This window comes from Vibrio owensii CAIM 1854 = LMG 25443, assembly GCF_000817815.1.
GTDB classification, from domain to species: Bacteria; Pseudomonadota; Gammaproteobacteria; order Enterobacterales; family Vibrionaceae; genus Vibrio; species Vibrio owensii.
Genome location: NZ_JPRD01000015.1, coordinates 153,622 through 176,363, shown reverse-complemented (window position 1 = coordinate 176,363; position 22,742 = coordinate 153,622). Strand labels below are relative to the sequence as shown.

At 39.9% G+C, this 22,742-nt stretch carries 20 protein-coding genes; 12 read left to right on the top strand and 8 right to left on the bottom strand.

The features are described 5' to 3' along the window. Positions 1-2: 2 nt before the first annotated feature. Entirely contained in the window at positions 3-779 is a 777-nt protein-coding gene (gene mobI, locus H735_RS09480) for a conjugative transfer protein MobI(A/C) (protein ID WP_020194393.1), read from the bottom strand. Between the two features lie 451 nt (positions 780-1,230). Between mobI and traF the strand changes: the two genes are divergently transcribed. From traF to H735_RS09465, 3 genes are read left to right on the top strand one after another with little or no spacing between them, the layout of a single operon-like run. Next, complete coding sequence (gene traF / locus H735_RS09475; RefSeq protein ID WP_020194392.1) at positions 1,231-2,328, top strand: conjugal transfer protein TraF; 1,098 nt, start codon at positions 1,231-1,233, stop codon at positions 2,326-2,328. Beyond that, a complete protein-coding gene (locus H735_RS09470) occupies positions 2,318-3,934 on the top strand; it encodes a conjugal transfer protein TraH (RefSeq protein ID WP_020194391.1) in 1,617 nt (538 codons plus the stop codon). Before traF ends, H735_RS09470 begins: the two co-directional genes overlap by 11 nt. A 20-nt stretch (positions 3,935-3,954) precedes the next feature. Further along, the gene (locus H735_RS09465) at positions 3,955-8,043 is read left to right on the top strand and encodes a conjugal transfer protein TraG N-terminal domain-containing protein (RefSeq protein WP_080641555.1); all 4,089 of its coding nucleotides are present in this window, start codon (positions 3,955-3,957) and stop codon (positions 8,041-8,043) included. A gap of 46 nt (positions 8,044-8,089) precedes the next feature. Here H735_RS09465 and H735_RS09460 read toward each other — a convergent pair whose 3' ends face one another. After that, a complete protein-coding gene (locus H735_RS09460) occupies positions 8,090-9,484 on the bottom strand; it encodes a hypothetical protein (RefSeq protein ID WP_020194389.1) in 1,395 nt (464 codons plus the stop codon). Positions 9,485-9,650: 166 nt separating this feature from the next. On the opposite strand from H735_RS09460, the gene H735_RS09455 reads away from it, so the two are divergent. The 6 genes from H735_RS09455 to H735_RS09430 are packed head-to-tail and all read left to right on the top strand — an operon-like array spanning position 9,651 to position 13,717. Continuing rightward, the gene (locus H735_RS09455) at positions 9,651-10,457 is read left to right on the top strand and encodes an OmpA family protein (RefSeq protein ID WP_020194388.1); all 807 of its coding nucleotides are present in this window, start codon (positions 9,651-9,653) and stop codon (positions 10,455-10,457) included. Continuing rightward, positions 10,450-10,914, top strand: a complete 465-nt coding sequence (locus tag H735_RS09450) for a hypothetical protein (protein ID WP_020194387.1) — start codon at positions 10,450-10,452, stop codon at positions 10,912-10,914. The genes H735_RS09455 and H735_RS09450 overlap by 8 nt, the downstream gene beginning before the upstream one ends. Next, a complete protein-coding gene (locus H735_RS09445) occupies positions 10,901-12,091 on the top strand; it encodes an EAL domain-containing protein (RefSeq protein ID WP_020194386.1) in 1,191 nt (396 codons plus the stop codon). The genes H735_RS09450 and H735_RS09445 overlap by 14 nt, the downstream gene beginning before the upstream one ends. Before the next feature lie 16 nt (positions 12,092-12,107). Beyond that, positions 12,108-12,515, top strand: a complete 408-nt coding sequence (locus H735_RS09440) for an H-NS family histone-like protein (protein ID WP_020194385.1) — start codon at positions 12,108-12,110, stop codon at positions 12,513-12,515. After that, entirely contained in the window at positions 12,516-13,280 is a 765-nt protein-coding gene (locus H735_RS29630) for a hypothetical protein (RefSeq protein ID WP_020194384.1), read from the top strand. Next, on the top strand, positions 13,262-13,717 hold the full coding sequence (locus H735_RS09430) for a hypothetical protein (RefSeq protein WP_020194383.1): 456 nt from the start codon (positions 13,262-13,264) through the stop codon (positions 13,715-13,717). Before H735_RS29630 ends, H735_RS09430 begins: the two co-directional genes overlap by 19 nt. Before the next feature lie 62 nt (positions 13,718-13,779). Here H735_RS09430 and H735_RS09425 read toward each other — a convergent pair whose 3' ends face one another. Both H735_RS09425 and H735_RS09420 read right to left on the bottom strand, forming a co-directional pair. Further along, the gene (locus H735_RS09425; protein WP_152447573.1) at positions 13,780-15,000 is read right to left on the bottom strand and encodes a YdgA family protein; all 1,221 of its coding nucleotides are present in this window, start codon (positions 14,998-15,000) and stop codon (positions 13,780-13,782) included. A gap of 6 nt (positions 15,001-15,006) precedes the next feature. Beyond that, entirely contained in the window at positions 15,007-15,441 is a 435-nt protein-coding gene (locus tag H735_RS09420; RefSeq protein WP_020194381.1) for a hypothetical protein, read from the bottom strand. A gap of 88 nt (positions 15,442-15,529) precedes the next feature. Here H735_RS09420 and H735_RS09415 point away from each other — a divergent pair, with 88 nt between their 5' ends. After that, complete coding sequence (locus tag H735_RS09415; RefSeq protein ID WP_020194380.1) at positions 15,530-16,282, top strand: hypothetical protein; 753 nt, start codon at positions 15,530-15,532, stop codon at positions 16,280-16,282. A 34-nt stretch (positions 16,283-16,316) separates the two neighbouring features. On the opposite strand, the gene H735_RS09410 is transcribed toward H735_RS09415, so the two are convergent. From H735_RS09410 to H735_RS09400, 3 genes are read right to left on the bottom strand one after another with little or no spacing between them, the layout of a single operon-like run. Then, entirely contained in the window at positions 16,317-17,063 is a 747-nt protein-coding gene (locus H735_RS09410) for an SDR family oxidoreductase (protein ID WP_020194379.1), read from the bottom strand. Further along, positions 17,060-18,196, bottom strand: coding sequence for a hypothetical protein (locus H735_RS09405; protein WP_020194378.1), 1,137 nt, complete (start codon positions 18,194-18,196; stop codon positions 17,060-17,062). Before H735_RS09405 ends, H735_RS09410 begins: the two co-directional genes overlap by 4 nt. Next, complete coding sequence (locus H735_RS09400) at positions 18,193-19,329, bottom strand: ABC transporter substrate-binding protein (RefSeq protein WP_161624573.1); 1,137 nt, start codon at positions 19,327-19,329, stop codon at positions 18,193-18,195. The genes H735_RS09405 and H735_RS09400 overlap by 4 nt, the downstream gene beginning before the upstream one ends. A gap of 483 nt (positions 19,330-19,812) precedes the next feature. Between H735_RS09400 and H735_RS09395 the strand changes: the two genes are divergently transcribed. Continuing rightward, complete coding sequence (locus H735_RS09395) at positions 19,813-20,430, top strand: hypothetical protein (RefSeq protein WP_020194376.1); 618 nt, start codon at positions 19,813-19,815, stop codon at positions 20,428-20,430. Between the two features lie 98 nt (positions 20,431-20,528). Then, positions 20,529-21,488, top strand: a complete 960-nt coding sequence (locus H735_RS09390) for a S49 family peptidase (RefSeq protein WP_020194375.1) — start codon at positions 20,529-20,531, stop codon at positions 21,486-21,488. A gap of 299 nt (positions 21,489-21,787) precedes the next feature. Here H735_RS09390 and H735_RS09380 read toward each other — a convergent pair whose 3' ends face one another. Next, the gene (locus tag H735_RS09380; RefSeq protein WP_080641553.1) at positions 21,788-22,642 is read right to left on the bottom strand and encodes a Dam family site-specific DNA-(adenine-N6)-methyltransferase; all 855 of its coding nucleotides are present in this window, start codon (positions 22,640-22,642) and stop codon (positions 21,788-21,790) included. Between the last annotated feature and the right edge of the window lie 100 nt (positions 22,643-22,742).

The window sequence follows — 22,742 nt, the reverse complement described above, 5'->3', positions numbered from 1 at the left end:
ATTTATCCAAAGTAGGTATCTCTAATCTCAGGATTTATATCAAAGTTACGTAAGACGCTATCAGGTGTATTCATTAACAACTGACCTTGCTCCCTGGTTAAGCGGTTAGGGTCCATATCGAATTTATGGAGAGCCTTTCGCAATTCGCCAAGCAGTTCAGCTTCAGTAGTTAGAGTGGAATGCTCAACAGGATCGTTTTTCTTGAACGCAATGTCAATATCTTCTAGTACAGTTTTTAGATCAGAGTAACTTAGGTTCAACTTAAAGATTATTGTTCTTAGTTCTGCAAGTTTAGTCTCAATGCTTAAAACAATTTCTCTCTGCCAGATATTGTGATCATTGAATTTAAACTGTGACGCTTCATATCGACCTGGCATGTAAGGGGAGGGAGCTTTTCTCATAGACACATGATCACTCTTACGCTGTACCTTCTTGTCGCCATTTCCGCTTTTAGTTTTATGACCGTATTTTGCTTTACCCCAGTACATCCCTAATGAATGTGAATTTCCATTGCTATCTAGTTTGATTATGGGGGCGTAAACTACAAATGTCATAGCGCTCAAATCATCACCTGATCTTTTAACAATCGACGACTTGTTTTGATCATAGATTTCTTTGGTAATTCCCTTAACCTTTGACCAGTATTCTTCTTGTACCTTTTTTGCTTCCTCGTAGATACTCAGGATCATCACGTCCATTTGATCATATGTTTTCTCTAATTGCTTACCTAGATCATTACTGAAGTTAGATATCGGGAATAGGTTCCGTTTGTTTGCCATTTAATGTGCCTTGTTTGTACTTGTGATCAATGTAGCTCAAGCTCGCACGACCAAGAGATCAGCACTCCTGATCCTTTGTTTAGATCGTGGTATCGGTTAGGTTTGTGTATCGATGTTAGATCAATGTCACGCTGAACGCTAGGTTTCAGTGTGTTTTTAAAGTGAATTGGATTCTAATATAGGTTTTAAGGGGATTTCAAATTTGGATTCTCATAAAAGGGATTTCAAGCACTTGAAATCTCATAATGGGATTTCAAATGCTGTATATTTGGGTGATTAAGCCTATTTGCTGCGTTCGCGAAGCTGTTCGCTAAACAATGTTAGACCGCAGCTGTTTGGTTTGTTTTTGGTGTTTTGTCATTAGATCAAAGAATTCTTTTTTCAACGCATGAATAGTGATAAAATCGAGCTTCTAACCATTCAATTTATGTAAACCACGGAGCTAGCTCGTATGACTTCATCGTCACGCTTGCGCTCTGGCATGTTGTTTAGTGCAATTTTACTTTCGTCATCAGGGAATGTTTTTGCTAATGATTTCACTAGCGACAATAACCCTGGCGGATGGTACTTTTACAAGGACCCAATTGCTAAGCCTGAACCACTAATTCCAGAGCCTGTTTTACCAGTACAAAAAGAGCCAGAAAAAGAGCAGGAAAATGATAAGGACAAACACCCCGATGAAGAGGTAAAAATAACTTCTGCGTGGTTGCGTGAAAATCTTCCAAAATTGCTTGATGAAGCTCAGGATAATCCTAGCTATGAGAACGTTAGACGTTACATGTATGCACAAAGAATTGCTCTTGATAGAGCAACATTATTTGCCAATACCTATCGACAAGTTTCTCAACGTGAGACTGCATTAAATGAAAATTTAAGACGTCCAAGCTCTCCACTTGAACTGAAGGCATTGAATAGAGAAATTAATGATACCCGTAGAGAACTTTTTGAGTCTCATTATGATGACGTCGGTATATTCTTTTTTATCTCAGGTAATTCAAAGTACTGTGAGTCAATGCTTCCGATTCTTGATAAGTTAAATAAACGATTTAAATTAGATATTCTTCCCGTTTCGGTAGATGGTTGGACATTTAATACCAATACATATTGGGCTGCAAAAACTGTCTTTGATGATGGAACTCTGACAAGCGCAATGCCGATTGACGTAACTCCGACTTTTTATGTAATCAACAAGAAGAACATGAGTGCGACTAAAATGGCGACAGGTCAGATTGGTGAAACTAACTTTGTTAACTACCTTCTTTCCGCAATGCATCAGCTTAATGTAATCGATAATAATGAGTATCAGGCGACCAAGCAGGTTAAGGATATCTATTTAGTTCCAACTGATTCATCTAATGAAGCATTAACAGTCAATGAGAAAGCTTTGTACGAGGATTCTGACTATCTGGCAGACAAACTACGTGAAAGCTTTAAAGAAAAATATCTATCACCAAACAACGACCACTTCTTTGCACCTGGAGCTAACTTTAATCGCGGTCAAGAGAAAGTTGTAGTTGATGAAACGAATGGAGTTCATAATGGCAATTAAACGCTCATTAATGTCGATTGCGATTGGAGGCACTTTATTAGCGTCTTCGATTGCACCTCAAACGGCTTCGGCAGCATCACTTTCAGATATGGTTGAGGACCTATACGGCTCTTTCACTTCTGCTGATACATCTTCTTATACTTCAGCTTCTGGAAGGCAAGTTTACTCCGGTGGGGCAGTTTCAATAAGATTTCACCAGAAAGATGTAAACTTAATTAATTTCCAAGCTCCAAATGTAGGGATTGGCTGTAATGGAATTGACTTCTTTGCAGGCTCAATTGATTTGATGTCTAAGGACGAACTAGTGCAGGTCGGTCGTAACATTGCAGCAGCAGCAACTGTTTATGCATTTCGCTTGGCTCTCAACTCTGTATGCGCAAGTTGCAATGCGATCATGACGAACATCCAGAATATGGTAAACCAGATGAATCGGCTTGCAGAAATGAGCTGTGAAGATGCTTTGGCTGTCATGGAAAATGAGACTAAGGATTTCAGAAAGGATATGGCCGATACCGCCGCTAACAAATGGATGAAAGATGTTGCGCTTTCGACTACTGGCGACTGGGCTGACGGTTTAACTAAATTTACTGATAACTGGCGTAAGAACATGGATGAGGAGGGCGTAACTAAAGCTGACATCGCGGCCAAGAATCCAATCTCCTTGAAAGAGTTTACCGACAAAGGGTATTTGATCGCTTACAACACTGAAGCTTCGAAAGTTATTTTCTCATGGTTGCCAGAAGCTGATGGTCGTGCTGCGTTATGGTCAGTCCTATCTGAGAATGCTGATTGTCCAGACGATGCAAATAAAGAGTCAAAAGGAATGATGTGTGGCTTGTTGCCTAAGTATCGACACCGTCTAATAGACTTCTTTATGGGCGATCAAAAGAATGCTGATGCAAACAGCACAAAACTTGGTGAGTACCAAATGATTTTACCCGAGTGTAAGTCGTCTGAAACCATTACTTCTACCGACACTTACACATACAAAATATGTAAGTATACGAGTAATAATGTCGCGCATAACTTGAATGATGGTTCAAAGTATTTACCAATGGTAACAACATGGATGGAAAATGTATTTGGTACCAATGCTTATGACAAAGATAAGCCTACAGTTATCAAAACTGACGCCCTGTGTGACGTAAATGACAACGTAGAAGAAAACTCAAGTTTATTCTCAGTTCTAAACACGATTAACACTCGAACATTAAGTGATACTCAAGCAGCGTTAATAGGCATTTTGGGCACTGATTACACACGCGATCTTTATAAGATGGATCGTAACGGCATGGTTACATCAAAATCTGAAGAAATTGCTGGTTGCTCTTTGCGAGTTCACTTACTTGAAAAACACGCTCGAGCTTCATTGGCAACAACAATTAAAGGCCTAAATCGTGCAATTGATTATGCTATTGAAGTAGTTAAAGATGATACGAGATGGAAAGACCAAGCATCGTTTGAATCAATCAAAGATTACCTATGCACACTTGCGGTAAATGAGAGTGACGTTCAGGACCTACTTCCCGGTTTAACTGACGATAAAGCTGGCAAATTTGTAATTGCTCCACCTTCTAGCTGTGCTGACATGAATGGTGGTCGTTAACTCGACTAATAGGACAGATAATGGATATTTATACTTCAGGCGATATGGCCTTTTTAGAGGCAATATGGACCGGGTTAGGTCACATATGGAATGGCGGATACTTAAGACCAGTATTTGCGTCAGCTCTAATGCTCAACTTTCTCAGTGGAATACTTCGTTGGATCTTTGATCAGAAGCAACCACTGTTCGCCAATTTTTGGCAATCTATACTGATATATTTAATTTTCTTCACATCGACTACAACAGTCACTTTGTACAAAGACCATGAAGGCTCACGAGCTATTGCAGGTAACTTTCCAATAGGATTTGTCGCTCCTGCAAGTTGGTTGACAACTACTGGTCACTCCATAGCAAATGAGTTTAAATCTGCGATTACTGCTGTGAACACAGGGTGGGGGTGGTCAAGCAATAACACGATCCTTAATTATGGTATTGAGCCACTAGAGTTATTGGTGCGAATGCGGAATGCTCGAGTTGGTCAAGCTGGCTTCAATAAATCCGATACGTTGTCGGATATGTACAATCCAGGGAATGCGTCGTCAGGTCTTTCTCTGGCAATGAATGATTACTATCAAGGGTGCGTGGCAAAGTATCTGGTTATTGCAAAGCATCAACCATCTAAACAGAAATTGTTTGACTATGTAATGGCTGCTAACCAAGCATCAATTTTTTGGAAAAACTTCTATATTTCTCAGGCAAACTGGCCTGTTTCTTTAAGGCTTGATGGAAGCACGGTAAACACTAACTGTGATGATGGTTGGCACGACATTAATACATTACTAACGGGTCGGGCGAAAGCCGCTGCCAAAGCTCAGCTATTCAGTGGATTAACGGATACGAACTCAAATGATGCGATGGCTGAAAGGCTTAATCAGATAGAAGATGTTGTTGCTGGTCTTGACCCACTTGGTGATTCATCGGCCGTATATAACCTTCAAACAAACGCTTGGGCTGCAGATCTAATGTATGGTGCCTGTAAAGAGTCCAATATATTAGGACCTGAGTTTAGGCAAGCTTGTCGTCAACAATTTGATTCTATACAAGGGCGTCGTACAGTAGAAGCATCAAAAGCTGAATCATTCAAAGAGATGGTTGGTCCACTTGTTACCTTCGTAGAAGGTTTCGTTTATATGATCACACCATTACTGTTAGTTATCATCTTATTTATGGGGGCTGCTGCTTTAAAACTGATTGGTAAATATATGTCAGCTCTGATGTGGGTTGTGTTGATGCCTGTGTGCCAAGTTGCGGTAGATGTATACTTAAACGTATATTTTAATAAGTGGTATTACTCGGTTCAGTCTGATCCATCAGGTATCAGTTTGTGGTCTGTTGCTGCACAAGAGTCTCATTGGACTCAACTAGAGTCATTCGTTGCTTTTGCAGGTACCGCGCAGGCTATGGTTCCCGCACTAGCAATGTTTATTATTTTTGCTGGCGTACATACTCTACAGGGGTTAGGTGCTGCGGCTTCATCCGGAGGTAGTATTTCTGCTGGAGCTGTTACTCCACAGGTTAGTGCTGATGCAAAGGCTGGTAGCGTTTCATACGGTAACGATAAAGTCATGATGACGCGTGATGTTAATGGTGCATACACGAGTCAAATTGGTGTATCAAGTTCTGTTGCAAGTGCTAACGACAGTGACTTCAAAATGAATATGGGCGCTGGTGCTGGGATTAGTAAAGTTGCGACGGCTAATGAAGCGCAAGTTGCGAGGGCGCAAGCGGCAGTCAACCACGCCTATGGTCAAACGTATACCGACTCAGTTGTTCGAGGAGATAGCATTAACCTAAACAAAATGACTGAGTTGGGTTATGCAAAAGATGAGGCTCTAAAGGCGGCTTACGTTGATTCTTTGTCAAAATCACTGAACCTTTCTGAAGACCAGCGTAGGGTTCTAGCTGACAACTTAACTGTTAGTTACGGAGAACAAGGTGAAGCTCAAGTTGGTGTACAAGGAGCGATAAAATGGGACAGCGGTGAATCTGCCGTCGGCGGTTTCGTTGAAAAACTTACTGGAGGTTCAGGTTCTGCTCAGGTCGGTGCTGGCGTTTCAGCTAAGCTAGACTTGAAAAAGTCAGACGCTGCATCAGCTCAAGATAGTAATACCGAATCAGCTTCTAGAAGTGAGAAGATAGACCATGCACTTCAGGATGCATATGAAACAACAGAGAAAATGAACCAAAGCTGGAAACAATCGAATGTTTTCTCCGATACTGGTAGTGATACAGATAAATTTGATGAGTCTGTTAGCCGAACTGGTGCGACTGTTGCTCAGTATACGCAACAACTTCAGCAATCAGAAGCGTATTCAAAAAACCTGAACAATTTGAAACAATCTTCTGTGTCTTCTGGGGAGTCAGTTGTATCAGCATCTAAAACTGCGGGTGGATTTGTTGCTCTATCTGGAATCATTAATGGTAATGATGCAGGTGGAATGAAGACTGGTATTGATAAGTCACGCGACTTCTTATTAGAAAAATTTGGGGGTGAGGATCTTAAAGGTGTAGATTCAAGAAACTTAACAGCTGAACAAGCCAAGGCACTAAATGAGAATATTGATGCAGGGGAAAGAGAGGTACTTAATAAACTCGGATTGAATGTTGATAGGGACTCAGGATTTGTTGAAGGTTCTGGAAACTTCATATCAAATAAAGAGCAATTCCTACAGATGAGTAAATTATCCGAGGCTGACCTCAAACGCATTTCTAGTCCTGGTGCTGAAGCCAATCTAAGTATCAATGATGAGGCTCGCGGTGAGTACCAGGCACTAAGAGCAAGTGCTTTGAGGAATGCATTTGAATATATGAATAACCTTTCTGACAATGCATCGTACTTAAACGCTGATGAAGCTATGGGCGCGTCAGGTGTTTACTTCCAGCATGAGGGTTCTCAAAATATCGGTGGTGCTGGTAATTATGCCGGTGGACGCCTTGATGATATTAAAGCGTATGGCGATAAGTTGGTTCAAGTGTCTGAAAACGCATTGAATTCAGAAGTACTTCCGAAACTGACTGATGTAGAGGTTGATAAGCAACTTGCAACTACAGTAGCGAACGGTCAGAAAGCCGTTAATCAAAATATTGACCACCTTAACAGTGAACTCGGTGATATGGATGGTCAATCGGGAGAATCTGTAGTTGCTAATGGTAAGCGTGTAGTTACGGCTCAGCAGAATCTGGAAACTGTAGTGACTGCAGAGACGAATACTGTTGATGGATTGGTTGGAGGACAACTTGTAGATCCGGACTCTCCACAGGCTAATGCTCGACAAGACCTAGCAGAAGGTCAAAAGCGAATCGCGGGTACAGCATCAGATATTATTAACATAGGTCGTCAGGACTTAGTTGATAGAAATTCTGATATGACAAATGACCTTCTTCATACCAACTTCACACAGGACGATATAACAGAAGTTCAAAAACCAGCTAACATTAGGCAAGGGCAGGAAGCTTACAAAGATCTGCAGGCAGTAAGAGACTTTACTGATGATAAGTTAAGTGGTGGCGTTCTAAGTAATAACGGCAAGTTAAACTCATTACTAGATGGCTATAATTCATTTGACGGCGGTGAGAGTCAGAAAGGCCTAGAAAGGTACCTTGTTGAGAGTAATAGATATAATGCTGAGGATGCACAGAAAGTTGCATCTGAGTATCAATCCCTTCGTTCGGAATTTGATAATGAGGTTGCTGGCCTATCGAAAAACGACGGTGCGAAGAAGGTGTTTGCTCTAATCAATCAGGACAGTGATCTGGCTACAACTACGAACACTGATGACTTCCGTAAAAAGCTACTTTCTCACGAAAATAACTCACAAGCTTTGGAAGGGTTAGAAACAGCTAATGTTTCATTGAACGCTCCTTCTGGTGTGGCTTCTAGTCCTGTTCCTACGCCAACACCATCGTCAAAGAAGGAAGGTGGTGTTACTGGTATGCTTAGTGAAATCACTGAACGTTCTGGTTTGGATTTACCAGGTAGTGAATCTGTCAGTGAGTTCATTCCTGGGGCTGGAGGTGACAGCGGAAAAGGTTCTGATGAAAAAGGAGCAGAAGAAACAAAAAGATCTGACCCTTTGCCAAATAAAACATTCACGCCGCGACCTTTTTAGAAACGGTAAACCAATCGAAACCGCCTTCATCTGAAGGCGGTTTCTTTTAGCTTTTAATGATACTGAGCTCTACCGTGGAGTTGTCATTGACCAGTGATTTATCGACGTCTAACCATGGATACTCAATCTTGATTTCCTTAGAACAACGAGGGTAGTCGGTTTCATCAGTAATTGTTTTTCCAGCTGGTTGTACTGTCCAATCGTTCTTGATAGAGCGCCCGTAGTTTTCGTAAAAGATGAAAGGCTTCTTCGCTTGGAAACTGCCAATACGCACTCTCATGTAATAGATCACACCCTCGGCGTCAGGTTTTAAGTAGTCGGAATCAAGTTGAAGATTTGTTGAGTAAGACTTTTGGCGATTGATGTGGCGTTTGGATACCTCACCAGTGTTTAAAGATTCGAACAGAACGTTTTGGTAAGACGCATTCAATGAATACACATAACCTTCATTATCTTTTTTACCTAAGTATTCACAACCACTACGAAGTGGAGTTATTCGCCCAAAAGCCTTCTCTAGTTTACTCATTAATTGGTCATCTTCAGACCACCAATACTTATAGCCACTACTATCGTCATCACTGCGTTTAACGGTCGTAACCTTGTACCATATCTGGTTCTCTTTTACGGCTCTGATTTTTAGTTCAAGAGGCCTATTCAACTGTCGCTCAAAACTGTCGATAGTATATTGCTTAACTTGAGCATTGAGTTCTTCTAATAAGGTCTGCTCACTAGTAAGTTCCCGCTTGCGCTCAATTTCTCTTAAAATATCATCAGCTTTTTGTTTTTTCTGGAAGAGCTCAGCTTGCCCAATAAGATTGACATTTCTTTTGATGTTTACGCGGTTATAGTTCTCAGTTTTTTCGGTTAAGACGTCTGCAATTAAAGAATCGATTTTGCTACTATTTTCTGATGTATAGAGAGTCCGCAGCATGGAGAGTTTCGCATTAATTTTAGAGTCATTATGAAGAAGTTCGTCAAGCTCTAATTCCCGTTGTTCTTTGACATTTAATTGAGCAATCTGTTGTTCCAATGCTTTACCATCAATGCTTACATCGGCAGTAAGTTCGATGCTCAGCGAGTTGTTTTGACCAGAAGTAGTTACGTATTTCTCATTCGAGATTTGAACCAGTCCAGCTGCAATGAATCTTACTCTTTCAGAGTATTTTTTGTTCGTAATTGTCCTTGTTGTAGAAATGTATGTAGGTAGTTCTGAAGATGCTTTTTGGATGAGCTTTTCTTTAGCGCCAGCCTTTGCCGAGACCAATGATTCATGCTCACCAACAATGTATGACACAGTCATTTTCGTTGTTGTTTGCTGGCTTACTATTTGACTACTTTGTTTCGCATAAGTTGGTAGACAAAAGCCCATAAAATTGACTAGCAAAAGGCTAGTAATTAGAACGGTTTTTTTGCGGTGTAACATTGTACGACGGTGTTTCATCTCTAGACCTTTTGACGGTTTTTGTTTGGCTTTTACTGATGCAGTATATCACAGCTGACTTACGGCTCGCTTGACACCGTATTTAGATCAGAAAGACTAGCTTTTTTAACGCGGAATGGTATCCTAAAGGTCCTTCATATTATTTTTCACAAACAGAGATTGACCAATGCGCAAATTGAGCGGATTGTTTACTCCGGCATTAGTATGTCTGCTGTTGAGTGCGTGCTCTTCTAGCCCTGACGATGCTGGCTGTAACGAAGATCCATTGACTAGAGGTAACTCTGCATCGAACATGTCGTATGCAGATTTGTTCCCAGCGCCAGCGAACCTAACTGGCTTTGAAAATATTTACGATCGGTACAGCAACCTTGAAACACTATATTTTACTGTCGATTTCTACTTTGTTGATGGGTCTTTGCTTGTAAACAACGCAGACCATGCTCTCATTAACCCCGGTGAATATAATCACTGGTTAGTTACGCAGACTGGTAAGCACTATAAAATTACCAATGGTGAAAATGATGTGCGTTTGGCCTTAATCTCCAAACGAAACATTGATGCGAAGAATATCCTATCAGACCTTCCTGAAGATTATCGCCACAGTGTACGTTCGGTAAGTACTAAATCTAAGCAAACTAGCGAAGGTAATAAGGTAGTCGCAGTGCATAATGGCAAAAAGGTCTATTTCGCACATGATAGTGACTCGGTAACTACCAAAGAGTCAATGACGTTACAGGATGTGAAAGAGTATCTTATTGAACATCCTGGGAAGGTTTTACTAATCCGTGGAAGAGCTGACAATTCTGGCTCTGACATTTATAACCAAGGTCTAAGTAAACGAAGGGCAAATTCAGTAAAAAAAGAACTAGTTAAGCTGGGTATTAAACCAGAAAGAGTTCAGCTTTCATGGTCTGGTGAATTTGGAAGCGGTAAAGGTCCAGAATTCCGTGTTGCTGAGTTAGATTATGAGTAAATATCGTATCTCAGAGATGTATGCCGATGGAGTGTATATCGATACCAACTGGATTTCTGGCCGTTGGGTGATGATCCTAATTTGCTTTTTACTTTGCTATGGATACCTAGACGCTGCTAGTAACGGTTACCCCAATGTGGCTTTGTTACCAATTTTAAGTTTAGCCGCACTGCCTTTTTTCTTTGTTCGAAAGCGACTGTCTATCTATCAAATCAAGGAATCCTTCGTAGTGGTTATGGAGACACGGATTTTAGAATTTGATATTCGCTCGAAAAAGTGGGAAGTGCCGAAAGACCATCTTAGCTTCAACAAAGGCAAAGAGTCAGGGAAACTATTTAAACGATATGAATCATCCCTTGATACAGTGGATGGCAGGTCGATAGTAATGTTGGGAGAACTTAAGAATGCTCAGGCAGAATTCATTGAAAAGCAGCTATTCCGTGATGAACACTCCTGATAGCAACGCTAATTTTCTAGATAGCAATGATACGAAATCTTTACTCATTATTTCAGTTATGGGTGGTACGTCAGCAAGTAATTTTGAATTTGAGAATGTTGATCTATTGTTTTCTCAACAGAAGACTTTCATTAACGACCTTGTAGACGAGATGCAGCTGCACTCAGTAGATGTCATTTCAATCGTTCGGTTGTCAAATACAAAGATATTAGTATCTTTTGACAGCAGTGTAACACGCGCTATTGTTGATGATTTACTATCAGATCTTTCACTATTTAGTTCATCAAGATTAACGATTACGTATGATTATTTTGAGTTGCACAAGACCTTGAGTAATGATGTCCTGGACTTTATATCTTCATGCGTTAATGAAAGTAACCAATCGCGAATCTATGAACTTTTGGATATGTTTCAGAACGGAGATACCTTTTTTTCAAAGAAAGAATTAGAAAGAGCTTTCGCTAACAATGAGTTTGTAGCACATGTTCAATCTATAGTTGATCTGGCAACAGGCAAAGCCCGCTCCCTTGAGGTCCTCTGTCGTTGGCAGCATCCAGAACTAGGTTTATTGTTTCCAGGTGCATTTTTGCCAAGCATTCTTGCAAATGGAAAAGAACTTGAGTTTGATATTTACATGCTCAAAACCGTGAAGGAAATGATGTTTTCAACTTCGTTACCGCTATCACTAAACATCAACTGTAGTTCATTGCAGTCTGAAGAGTTTGTTAAATCAATTATTGAATTTGTAACTCATTCTTCGATCGGAAATCGCTTGAAACTAGAGCTAACTGAATTGGCAAGCATAGGCGATCATTCAGTTTGTCACAACAACATAACTAAGCTTCAATCACATGGTGTTTATATATCATTAGATGATTTCGGGTCTGGACTTACAAATCTAAATTACCTTACATATTTAAAGCCTGATGAGATTAAGCTTGATAAAGTCTTACTTGATGCCGCATTAGGTAATGACCTGATGCATTCAAGCCTAGCAAAGCAAATGATTTGTTCAATTGTCCAATGGGTTGAGTCAATGCCGAATGTTCAGCTTGTAGTTGAAGGGATTGAACGTGACGATCAGCGGGCCTTTTTGGTTAAAAGCGGCGTAGCAGTGGGGCAGGGATTTATCTATGGCAAGCCATGCCACATTGAAGATTTTTCATTAATAGAATAGAAATTAAAGAGGACATATGAGTCACGTCAATCATACTCAAAACTCTACGGATGATTTCAACTCTGACAAACAACAGTCAGGCGAACTAGGAAGTGGTGTTGAGAATTTACCGAATGACCAGAGTGGAAAGGGTGCTGAGCAGGCTAGTCCGACAGCCCAAAAGAGACGTAAGCGGAGTAATACCAAGATTAAGCATGTATTCAATAATCGAAATATGCTTAATTCACAAATGCAAAAAGCGTCATTAGCCGAATTAAAATCTGCCTCAGAAGCACTTACTGAAACAATTAAAACTCGGGAAGAAGAGGAGCAACGAGCAAAGGAAAAGCTTGAACAGGATAGAGCAGCTGCGGAAAGACTACTAGAGCAAGCAAAAGCTGGAGGTATCGACCCAGCAGTTTTGGCAGAGGTATTTGCAAGTTAAATGCAGAACCTAATCGTTTTCCTCACAGTTTTGTGGGTGATTAGCTTCATCTCTCAACGTTGTGATCTGATTTTGATAAGAAACGGGCATAAATTTCTGGTTTTTATGTCCAGCATGATTGGCACACCAGTGCATGAGTTGTCTCATGCAATTGCTTGCCTGTTATTCAAGCATAAGATAACAAAGATTGAGATGTTTTCACCAAAACCCAACGGTCAGCTGGGTGTTGTTGAGCATAGTTACAATCCAATGTCTTTCTATCAGAAGGTTGGGCTTTTTTTTATTGGAATAGCACCGGTTATTGGTGGTGCCTTATTCGTGAAATTTATCTCGTCAACGGTTTGGCCCGGAGTCGATTTTGATTTATTGATGGACCGTGTTCTTAGAAATATACATCAATATGGTCTGTTGGAAGGTATTTCTAACTATATGTACTGGACAAAAGAACTTCATTCACATTTATTTAGTGTGAATGGAAGTCTTTATCTTCTGTGGGGGTTTGCAATGCTTTCAACTTTGAAGCATATATTCCCATCAAGAAGTGATATTAAAGGGGCATTATTAGGTATACCAACTTGCGCGGCTCTATGCTACACGGCTTGGTTAGTTAACCCGGCGTGGGTATCGAGTAGTGTAAGCAACGCACTGAAATATTTAATTTCAGTATTATGCAGTTTCGGCTGTCTATTAATATTTTTTCAACTAGTAATGGTGCTTGTTAGCACTTGCATAAAAAGGATCTCAACATGTTCAAATCAGCAGTGATTTTGCGCAATATTGCGCTGTTCGCATCTTTAGCGCTTGCTTTTACAAGTGCGGGTAAAGCTATGGAGTTAAGCATTGCAGGTGCAATAAGCTCAGGGGTAGCACTATTGGTTATCCAGTATATTGTATCCGGCATCGGTGCAAAAATGATGAACAACAAGAAAAATCAAAATGCCTCTCCATTAAAGAAGGCTTTGGTTGCTTCAGGCTTTTCTGTCGCTGGATCTATTACTGAAAAAGTTATCAAAGATAAGTACCATGGCGCTGCTTCGAAGGTCTTCTTATTCGCTCCAGTAGCAGCGTTGGCTCTTTGCGCTACTCAGTTTGCACTCGGTACTGAGTCCTACTGGTTACTTGGTCTTCTTATCTCGGCGTCGTTTTTTTTGGCTATGCAGCCAATTTATATGGCACTTCAAAAAGAAGAATCTATTGCTTAACAAGTTTATTCAAGTATAAAAAAAGCCCGCATCATGATGCGGGCTTTTTTATATGGATAGAATTATAGGTTAATAACTTTACCATTTACATTGGCAGTCATGTCACGGAACTGAATTTTAGTACTTAACTGGCCTTCATTGTTTTCAATAAGGCCATCAGATAGAAAGTTCTGTAACCATATTGGGTCAATCATCATGCTCGCATCACTAGCTGGTAACATGACTGTTGCATCTACTATCAATGATTCCAGTATAGAGAAAGCATTGTCTTTATTGATATAGTCTTTTGAATCCTTTTCAAAAGAAAGACTAGCATCAATTACGGTTTTTACTGGCTTATAATCATCCGCTGTTAAGTGAAGTTTAACATTGGCATTATTGGCAGCAAGATCAAAGACGTTTTCAAGCACCTTAGTAGTAAATTCAGTTCGGTTTACTGAATCAACTGATTGAACTAAATCTGTGGCATTCTTAAAGAGTTGAACAGAGGTTTCCGGGACCAGGTTTTTTGCTTGAAGCTGAAAGTTGACATCATCTGTATTCGTAATGCTATCAGCCGTAAATTTAACGTCTAAATCTAAAACGCCATCATGCCCTTTTTGCGTTACAACGGCACTAGGTTTTTTTGCGATGGATACATTACCAACACTGACACTTTCGCTTCTAACTGAAATTGTATAAGAATTGGCATCTGTGATATTCCACATTGCACGCGGTTTTACAATCTTAGTAATCCCACCCAATGTGTTGATTGAAACATCTTCAGACGGTGCAAATACGACATCTGTTTTCTTTGTTTCATGGTCTCTATCGACGATAACTACTGATGCTGGCAGATTAATCGAATTCTGTTCGCTTACAAATTGAAATGGCTCCAGTTCTACCTCAACATGATCGGACTGTAACTTGTGCACTCCAAATGCCGTTGCTCTTAAAGCTTTTGTTTTTGGATTCATAATTTGTGAAACCGCACTTACAGTGTCATCGCTGTTCGCAATTAACTTGGTTTGTGAATAAACACCTTTATTTTGAAAGTCAAGCTGAAGAAGCGACACAACCTTCCATTCATAACCATACCAATCTGAGCAATCGGATGTTACGGCCATGACGCCACTATTCATTGAATATGTAGGTTCTGAGGTTTTCATACAGTATCCACTGTTTGAAAGCGTTTCGTGAAATTTCTGCGCAACATAATATTGCCCACCCCAATATCCGACTGCTGATGCGGCTACGGCAATACCAGCTACAACACCAAAAGCAATTTTAGTTTTCTTTAACATGATCATTTATTCCTGCGTGATAAGGACACAAATTTCCGGTGGAGCACTTCGCACCTGGTCTTTCCGAAGAACCACATAATTTAATTCAAGGCCACTAGTTTGAGACACAACCTCAGTTTCATAGGAACTATCATTAGTTAGACGTTCGAATGATGAAATTGAAGTGGTATTAGCGTGAGTACTCAAAGCTGCTGAAGCAAGCATTAATGCTATGTTTACTTTTGATGCACATGCAGAAAAAGCTAAGACAGGTTCCCCAGACTTTGAAATGTAACTAGCGCCAGTGAAGTAATCACTATACCAGTTTTGAAGCCCGCTATCCATGTTATCAGTACTGTACTGTACCTCCGCCGTTTCTGTTGCGTAGGACGTAATTGAACCAGTAACAAGTGCAATAAGGACTGCACTAAAGGCTATTAATGCTTTATAATTTAGTCTCATCCACTTCTTTCTTATGATTAATTTTATTACTTGGCATTGTACCATCACCTCACTGTATGTGCGTGTCCGTGTAATTAGATCAGGCATTATGATTTTACAAACTTTTTTTGACTTGAGTTGCACTACTCATACCCGTCTAATTTGGGCATTTAGAGACTCAGCCAATGGCGGTTGGTCATCATCACTTTCTGGTTCAATTACAATTCCGGCTATCCTTGTATCTAATGCTGAGGTCGCTCGATTTGAATTGGCTTGCATTCATCATATTTTTGTTCGACATACACTAAATTATGCTGGCGAAGGCTCTAAGCTCAATGTGGTCGTATCAAACGATTCTGCTTATAAAACGCTACTCTTCGCATTAGGTCGTGAGCCAGAAAAAGACCGAATTGCGTCATGTCTAGATCAGGACGCAACTAGACGGCTGGCATTTTATGCGGATTTTTCAAAATATGTATTTCCGGAAGCTAAGGTTGATTTCGAAGGACGGGCGGCGCTAAAGAACCTACCAAGTAAATTGCGGCATAAAGAGCATTTCACATTTGCAGATGTCGAGCAGTATCGATTAATACGATTACCTTCAATGAAGCAAGCTGAAAATGATGCTGACGTGATTTTCACTAAGAAAGGTCTTGAAGATTTCAATAAAGAGCTGTCGGCTACAAACATAAAGCCTAAAAATGTTCTAAAGGCAATTTCTACGGCATTTATGAATAGTGAACTGGTGAGGGAAACATCTGAACTAATTATTCGTTACTCAGTTAGTTATGGCATCTATTTCGTAGCAGCAGTAGATGAGATTTCGGGAGGTCTATCAGTAACATCGGTGTATAGAAGATAGAGTTCCCGCCTTCATTGGAGGGAACTCTATTGCTCTAGTAACCTTTAAAAAAGCCGCCATCTAGCATTATGTTTTGCCCAGTCATATGATTTGATAGTGGTCCAAGAAGAGCCATTACAGCACCAACTACATCGTCAATTGATGCATACTTTCGAAGCGGCACGTTCGAAACTTCGTTTTTCATAAGTTGTTCAAACGAAATGTTTTGGTCTAAGGCCTTATTTTTCATTTTCTCTGTGTAACTAACTGTCATAACACCACCAAGTGATAGTGTGTTTACTGAAATACGCTTTTCCCCAAGAGTTAGTGCCATGGCTTTTGCTTGTCCTAACCAGGCCGAACGCAGGCAATTGTTTGTAGCATAATGGGTAAGGGCAGATTTGGAGCTAATGCCCGAAATCAGCACGATTTTTGCACCATCGTTAACAGCATTACCTTCAAAAAGTTGACGTAAAAGACTTAGTGGGTTGATGAAATAATTTTTGTATAGTTCGGCCCACTCTTCATCAGAAGGAAATATGTTAGAAGATGGTGGTATCCTTGGTATTATAAAGACTATTCGGTCAAGCTTGCCTGCATCAACTATCTTTGCGGATGCAGCTTGAACGCTACGTGTATCAAAAAAGTCTAATTCAACAGAAAATGCTCTGTCTTCTGCAAAGTCGCAAAGCGACTGGAGTTTGTTTTGATCTCTACCGGTTAGAATCAGGTTGTCTTCAGTTAGCGCTCGAGCAATCTGGCTCCCCATACCTGAAGTTGCACATGTAATAAGAGTATTCATGAAGCTGCTTTGTCCTCAATTAGATTGTTATTGTTAGCAAGGAGTTGGATAAACGCATCTCTGCAAGCATTAGTAACTTCAACTTCCTCCTCGCCAGTTTTACTTTTTAAAATCACTTTCAACTTCTTACCGGACTCAATTAATGTGACATGGTTTCGGTTTCCTATATATGCCTTATTGAGCATGACCTTTCTATTAAGGTGTATGAAATCGACATGAAAAGCAGTCATGATATCTGAAAGAGAGCTACGGAAGCTTCTTTCTTCTTTGGATTTCGAATAGATTTTGGCGTCTGGATGATAATAGGAAATGTAAATAACCTCATCATTGATTGGAAAAACCTTTTTATTACCATTTGAAATCTTTTTTAGGATACTAATTCTTGCTTCATCAGTGGTTTCGACGTAGCTCTGTTCAAGAGCTTTTCGTATTTCTAATTCCTTTTGAGCGAGTTCATTCTGGTGCTTGGCTTTTAACTCAGTAATTGCAATTTCATGGTTCTTATCTTTTTCATAAACCTTTGAATCAAAGATGTTTTTAGCAGCTTTAATGTCAGTTTCAACTTTGATACTAGCTTTTTTTAGCTCAGCACGATACAGCATGTAAATAAGTAAGACAGAAAGTAGATTTATCACTAAATTGAGTGTTATGAATCCTTTCTTGTTGCGAATTTGTTCATAAAACGGTGCTGTACTCTTTGTAGAGATGTAATACTCAACCGTGCCAAGGGACTTTGCGCCAACTTTTAACTGTATTTCACCAGTAACCAGTTCAAGTTCTTTCGCATTACTCGTTAGTCGAGTAAGGGTTGTGCCAGTGGTGCAGTTGGTGCGATGTTCTTGATCTCTGTTATTGAAGTTATGGATGGTAGCAGAGATACACATCCCTGCATTAATTGAATCAGCATTGTAAGCATTGATGAGTGTGGAGATGCTATCATTCACACCGTCAATATTGTAGGTGTACACTCTATCTAGAAATGAGTCTGTATGTACCCATGCAGCTATAATGCTCTTAGTGATGTTGATGTTCTTGTCCGGAGTAACAGTCGTGCTCGTTACACCAAAAAGGAGCAGGTTTAACCCAATGATTATGCCAGAGTAAATTACTAATCGATTCTTTATAGCTTTCATTTGATGCCTTCATCGAATTTCAGTGTTTTGACAAGCTGATTTCCGTCTGAGGTGATTTTGTAAAGGTACATTGGCTTGTAGTTGTATCCCGCTTCATCGAAGTTCATGGGGCTACCATCCATAGTTGTGATATATCCCGAAGACCGCAGAACATTAATAGCATCGGATTTTGATGTTAATTTTTCTAGTCTGGAGCTTTCATCAATAACAAGTCTTAGAAGGTCATATGAGTATGTTGTTAGAAATGTACTTTTGTCTTTTGGACAGTACGCTTTGACGTAAGCGCGTAAATCCCTGCTGTTAGGCCCTTTGACTTCACCATTCCAATTTTTGACAAACTGCAGGTCAACATTATCCGAAAATTCTTCTACTACATCATAGAACTCACTTCGACCACCAACAGAGTCGGTACCTAAAATAGTTATCTGTTTTTGGCTTGCGACTGCAGCCGTATAAACCATAGCAATGTGTGGATTAAAAAGTGGGGCAAATACCACATCACCATCTTTCAGGCCTTGCATAAATCCATTTATGGTCGTTGATTTGTAATTTGAATTATAAATCTTGATGTCTGGATTCAGCTTCATTAATGAATGAACGAATTGATTCGCAATTGTAGAAGAATATTGGTCCCCAGAGTTTCGAAGGATATGTATGCTGTCTTGCTTATGGGATTTGATAAAGTGTCGAGCTAATAATTCAGCCTGAATCCTATTGGACGGCATGATCGACAAGCCAAGCTTATGGTCTTTGATAACTTCAGTTGATGACGCGGACGTGACAAACGGTGTGTTGAATTGAGTCAGAATTCTCGAGGCTACCTGTGCTTCTTTAGATATCAGAGGTAAAAGAACTATATCTACATCTTTAACAAGAAGCTCCATCACTGCATCTGCCGTACCTTTTGCTGACCTTTTATTTTGTACAAAAACGAATTCAAGGTCTTGTGTTCTTTGGCTTGCTGAAGATGAAAGGTTTTTCAATATGCACATTTTTTCGGCATTAGAAGGCGAACTTTCAGCATTAAGACTGCCGACAATTATGCCTACCTTTGTGGCAGATGCTTGAAATGTAAACACCATCATTATCAAACCTAATGCGCAAGTAAGGATGGTGTTTTTAGCAGGTTTCATTGTAGTCATGAACGAGTAAACTGAGCATTTCATATTTCTCAGGTGTCCTATTCGTTAAAATATTCCATCGGGCTTTGATGTCGTAACGTGTTGTTTTCAAAGCGTTTGTCGGATTTTTTTAATAAACTTCATATTCTAATTCATCCTAGTGAACCAATTCTACTTTAATTTACCTAAAAATGACATAAAATTTACAGTCATATCCACAAGGTACATAGTGGAAACTGGAAAGTTGAACTGTGCATTTCGGAGGTGCAAAGTTTATTGGCTTTCCTGGCAAGTAGAAAACGGCGCTGAGTCACGGAAAGTCCGGCACGTTTTGTAAGTTGATAGTCTGAATGTAAATTTGTGAGCTATGTATAAAGCATAATTAATGTAGCCGCATTATAGTATAAGCATTCAAACGATTATCTTTTGTCTATTTTCGTCTGCCTCTGCATCAGACAGAGTGCGGAACTTTTGAGTTGTTGTGTGTAAAGAATTATGAGTATTTTCGCTACAGAACTAATAAAAGCAGATGGCTGTCTATCCCCAATTGATTCGTATGATATCTCATCATTATTGAATGAGTCCGATGATGTCATAATGACATTCTTTTATAATGACCCCTTATCTACGATATCTTTGGCCTCGACTCACCTACAGAGTAAGTTTGTTGGTGTTAAAGAGGCTGTAATATTTCGTGAGAATAATCGCTTAAACAGGGCATTGAACAAAATTAGAGTTCGCATTAGTGAGCTGCTCACTGAATGCGATGATTTTGACTACAATAGATTTATCAACATTGTGGTTCAAACACGCTCAGCTATTGATACCATTTGTAGTGACGAGAGATGGAAAGACTCTGTTAACGTTGATTCTTTGATTTCGGCTGCGATGATTGCTATAGCATTGAAACACCTTCCCGACGATGTCATTCATTACTCTTTAATGGGCCATGAGATAGATGCTTTCCTTTCCGACGAACTCTATCAGCTAACTCAAAGCTCTCGCAAAGTAGTATCAATCGATCGCACAGAGCCACTTTTCGATGAGTTGGCGGCGATGCGAGCAATCAACCGTTATGTGATTGAAAAAATCAGTATTGCACCATTTTATTAATTGTAAATATTCTTTGCTATTATGTTTCTCGCCATTAGAATTGAAGTTGTATGTATGCAAATAACATAACTATAACTTCAATTTAATGGAGAGTTTCCATGTCTAAATCCGATCCAGATGAGTCAACCACTAATGTGTTGATTGATATTAGAAATCAGCTTTCAAAGCTTTCTCGCCGTTCTACATTAAAGTCATTCGTACCAATTTTCTTTTTTCTTCTTGTAGGCGTTCAAATGTTTGTATGGCTTGGTGAAGACCCAAACGAGATCCCTGACAAGCCTCATATCGCTTTAATCAAAATTGAAGGGGCGATAGGCCCGGGAAGTAAGTATGGCGATGCTATGAAGATCGTGGCTGCATTAGATCAAGCTAATAACAATGACAACGTTAAATCGATTCTTATTGAAGCTGATTCTGGTGGAGGTAGCCCAGTTCATGCAGAGATCGTTAGTAACGCAATTGATGACATCCGAAAGTCTGGGAAAAGGGTTGTTTTCTCCATCGGTGAGATTTGCGCTAGTGCGTGCTTGTATATAGGAAGTCAGGCTGATGAGGTTTATGTTCATCGAAACTCTCTTGTTGGTAGTGTCGGTGTTAAAATAGAAGGTTGGGGATTTACTAAGTTGATGAACCAAGTAGGCATTGAACGCCGTTCATATTCGAAAGGGCAGCATAAGACTTTTCTTGATCCATTCCAGCCTGAGGATAGGGTTGTAGCCGAGCACGTTGAGGATAACATCTTGACACCTCTGTTTGGTGAATTTAAACGAGTACTAAAAGAAGGTAGAGGAGACAAACTTTCAGATGACCCACGAGTTTTGAGTGGGCTCGTTTGGACTGGAAGTGAAGCGGTTGATTTAGGCTTGGCTGATGAGATTGCGGATAGTTGGACACTCCGGGAGAAGCTAAAAATCCAGTATGTTGTCGATGATATTATTGCCTACAATAAAAAACGAATAAGAGTGAAAGACTTACTAACATCAGACTTTTACTCAGAGGTCATCAGCAAGACGTTATTGACGATATCTGAGTCGTCGGATGGCAAATTAATGTACTGAACTTTGTCAGCATTTAACAAGGGTAGCTTAGCTACCCTTTTTATTATTAGCGATTTGTCTATATTTGAATGCGCGCTTTAAACTAATTACTCCTAAGGTTACGGCTAAGCCAAAGTCAAGTAGAGCCTTTAGTTTTGTTTCTGTAGTATGGACGTCTGTTTGTGTGTAAACGCTTAAAATGCCAAGTGCGCATGTTATAGCAAAGAAAAATACGAGACAAAACCAGAAGGCTTTAAGAACGGCATACTTCTCTACATCCTTCTGGGTTGCTTTTCTAAGTTTTGGTAATCTCATTTTGGTTATACTCGGATTTTTTGTAATTCTGGACATAACGTTCTAACACGTTGCGTCGTAAAATTTTTCAACGCAATGAGCTCAAACTCCGGTTTGCGTTCAGTTACGTTTCTGCTTATTCGTCTTGGAACCAGCGATTTGTATATGCTGTACCCAGCATCTTTGTATGCATGAATTAGAGGTTTGCTTTTAATCGAGTTGGTAGCAATGATAGGGCAGTTGGCCTTATCTAATGTTTCGATAACTTTTAATTGGTCTTCGAAAGTGAATTTACCATTGTACCCAGTAAATGTCCCCTCATATGGCGGGTCAGCAAGGATTAAGCCAGCGCCTTCAATTCCATCCACTTGTGTAAAGCATTTGTTTGTAAATTCCCACGTTTTTACATGTTGACCGAAGTTCTTGCATAATTGGAGCTTTTGATGAGGGTAGCGTTTGTAATCACCAAACGGTACGTTCAATCTTCCTGTTCGCTGTGCTTTTCGGAAAAGACCATTATAGCCTACGCAGTTAATGTAGTAGAAAATGCTGGCGAGCTCTTCACCAAAATCATTGCTTTCAACTAGGTCGTTATATCTATCCCTGTATTGGTAATACGCTTCCTTTTCTACGGTAAGTCCAGAGTCGGGAATGAAGCCTGATTTTAGATGGTTGTAGAAGCTGATTAAAGGCTTATCTACGTCATTAGCTATTACATTATTGAACCCATAGAACAACGAAAAGCCAAGCGAGCCGGCAAATAGTTCAACAACGGAATCATTCACGTCTACATCTTTTTGGATTAAGCGAGCTAAGCGTTTAGCCAGCCACATTTTATTTCCAGCCCACTTTAAAGGGCTTACAACTACTGGTTTTTGCATGGCATTAGAAACTTGTTGACAGAATTGCTCTGAAATTAGTAAGTAAGAGGTCGCATTTATTTTGCTATATTGTAGTATATAGGCATATGACAATTGTTTC

Bases quoted from the DNA above. Each gene is read 5' to 3' on its own strand.
- H735_RS09455 (WP_020194388.1), top strand. From the start codon at position 9,651: ATGCGCAAATTGAGCGGATTGTTTACTCCGGCATTAGTATGTCTGCTG.
- H735_RS09470 (WP_020194391.1), top strand. From the start codon at position 2,318: ATGGCAATTAAACGCTCATTAATGTCGATTGCGATTGGAGGCACTTTA.
- H735_RS09460 (WP_020194389.1), bottom strand. From the start codon at position 9,484: ATGAAACACCGTCGTACAATGTTACACCGCAAAAAAACCGTTCTAATT.
- H735_RS29630 (WP_020194384.1), top strand. From the start codon at position 12,516: ATGCAGAACCTAATCGTTTTCCTCACAGTTTTGTGGGTGATTAGCTTC.
- traF (WP_020194392.1), top strand. From the start codon at position 1,231: ATGACTTCATCGTCACGCTTGCGCTCTGGCATGTTGTTTAGTGCAATT.
- mobI (WP_020194393.1), bottom strand. From the start codon at position 779: ATGGCAAACAAACGGAACCTATTCCCGATATCTAACTTCAGTAATGAT.
- H735_RS09405 (WP_020194378.1), bottom strand. From the start codon at position 18,196: ATGAAAGCTATAAAGAATCGATTAGTAATTTACTCTGGCATAATCATT.
- H735_RS09445 (WP_020194386.1), top strand. From the start codon at position 10,901: ATGAACACTCCTGATAGCAACGCTAATTTTCTAGATAGCAATGATACG.
- H735_RS09430 (WP_020194383.1), top strand. From the start codon at position 13,262: ATGTTCAAATCAGCAGTGATTTTGCGCAATATTGCGCTGTTCGCATCT.
- H735_RS09390 (WP_020194375.1), top strand. From the start codon at position 20,529: ATGTCTAAATCCGATCCAGATGAGTCAACCACTAATGTGTTGATTGAT.
- H735_RS09380 (WP_080641553.1), bottom strand. From the start codon at position 22,642: ATGCAAAAACCAGTAGTTGTAAGCCCTTTAAAGTGGGCTGGAAATAAA.
- H735_RS09465 (WP_080641555.1), top strand. From the start codon at position 3,955: ATGGATATTTATACTTCAGGCGATATGGCCTTTTTAGAGGCAATATGG.
- H735_RS09420 (WP_020194381.1), bottom strand. From the start codon at position 15,441: ATGAGACTAAATTATAAAGCATTAATAGCCTTTAGTGCAGTCCTTATT.
- H735_RS09410 (WP_020194379.1), bottom strand. From the start codon at position 17,063: ATGAATACTCTTATTACATGTGCAACTTCAGGTATGGGGAGCCAGATT.
- H735_RS09440 (WP_020194385.1), top strand. From the start codon at position 12,108: ATGAGTCACGTCAATCATACTCAAAACTCTACGGATGATTTCAACTCT.
- H735_RS09415 (WP_020194380.1), top strand. From the start codon at position 15,530: ATGATTTTACAAACTTTTTTTGACTTGAGTTGCACTACTCATACCCGT.
- H735_RS09400 (WP_161624573.1), bottom strand. From the start codon at position 19,329: ATGAAACCTGCTAAAAACACCATCCTTACTTGCGCATTAGGTTTGATA.
- H735_RS09450 (WP_020194387.1), top strand. From the start codon at position 10,450: ATGAGTAAATATCGTATCTCAGAGATGTATGCCGATGGAGTGTATATC.
- H735_RS09395 (WP_020194376.1), top strand. From the start codon at position 19,813: ATGAGTATTTTCGCTACAGAACTAATAAAAGCAGATGGCTGTCTATCC.
- H735_RS09425 (WP_152447573.1), bottom strand. From the start codon at position 15,000: ATGTTAAAGAAAACTAAAATTGCTTTTGGTGTTGTAGCTGGTATTGCC.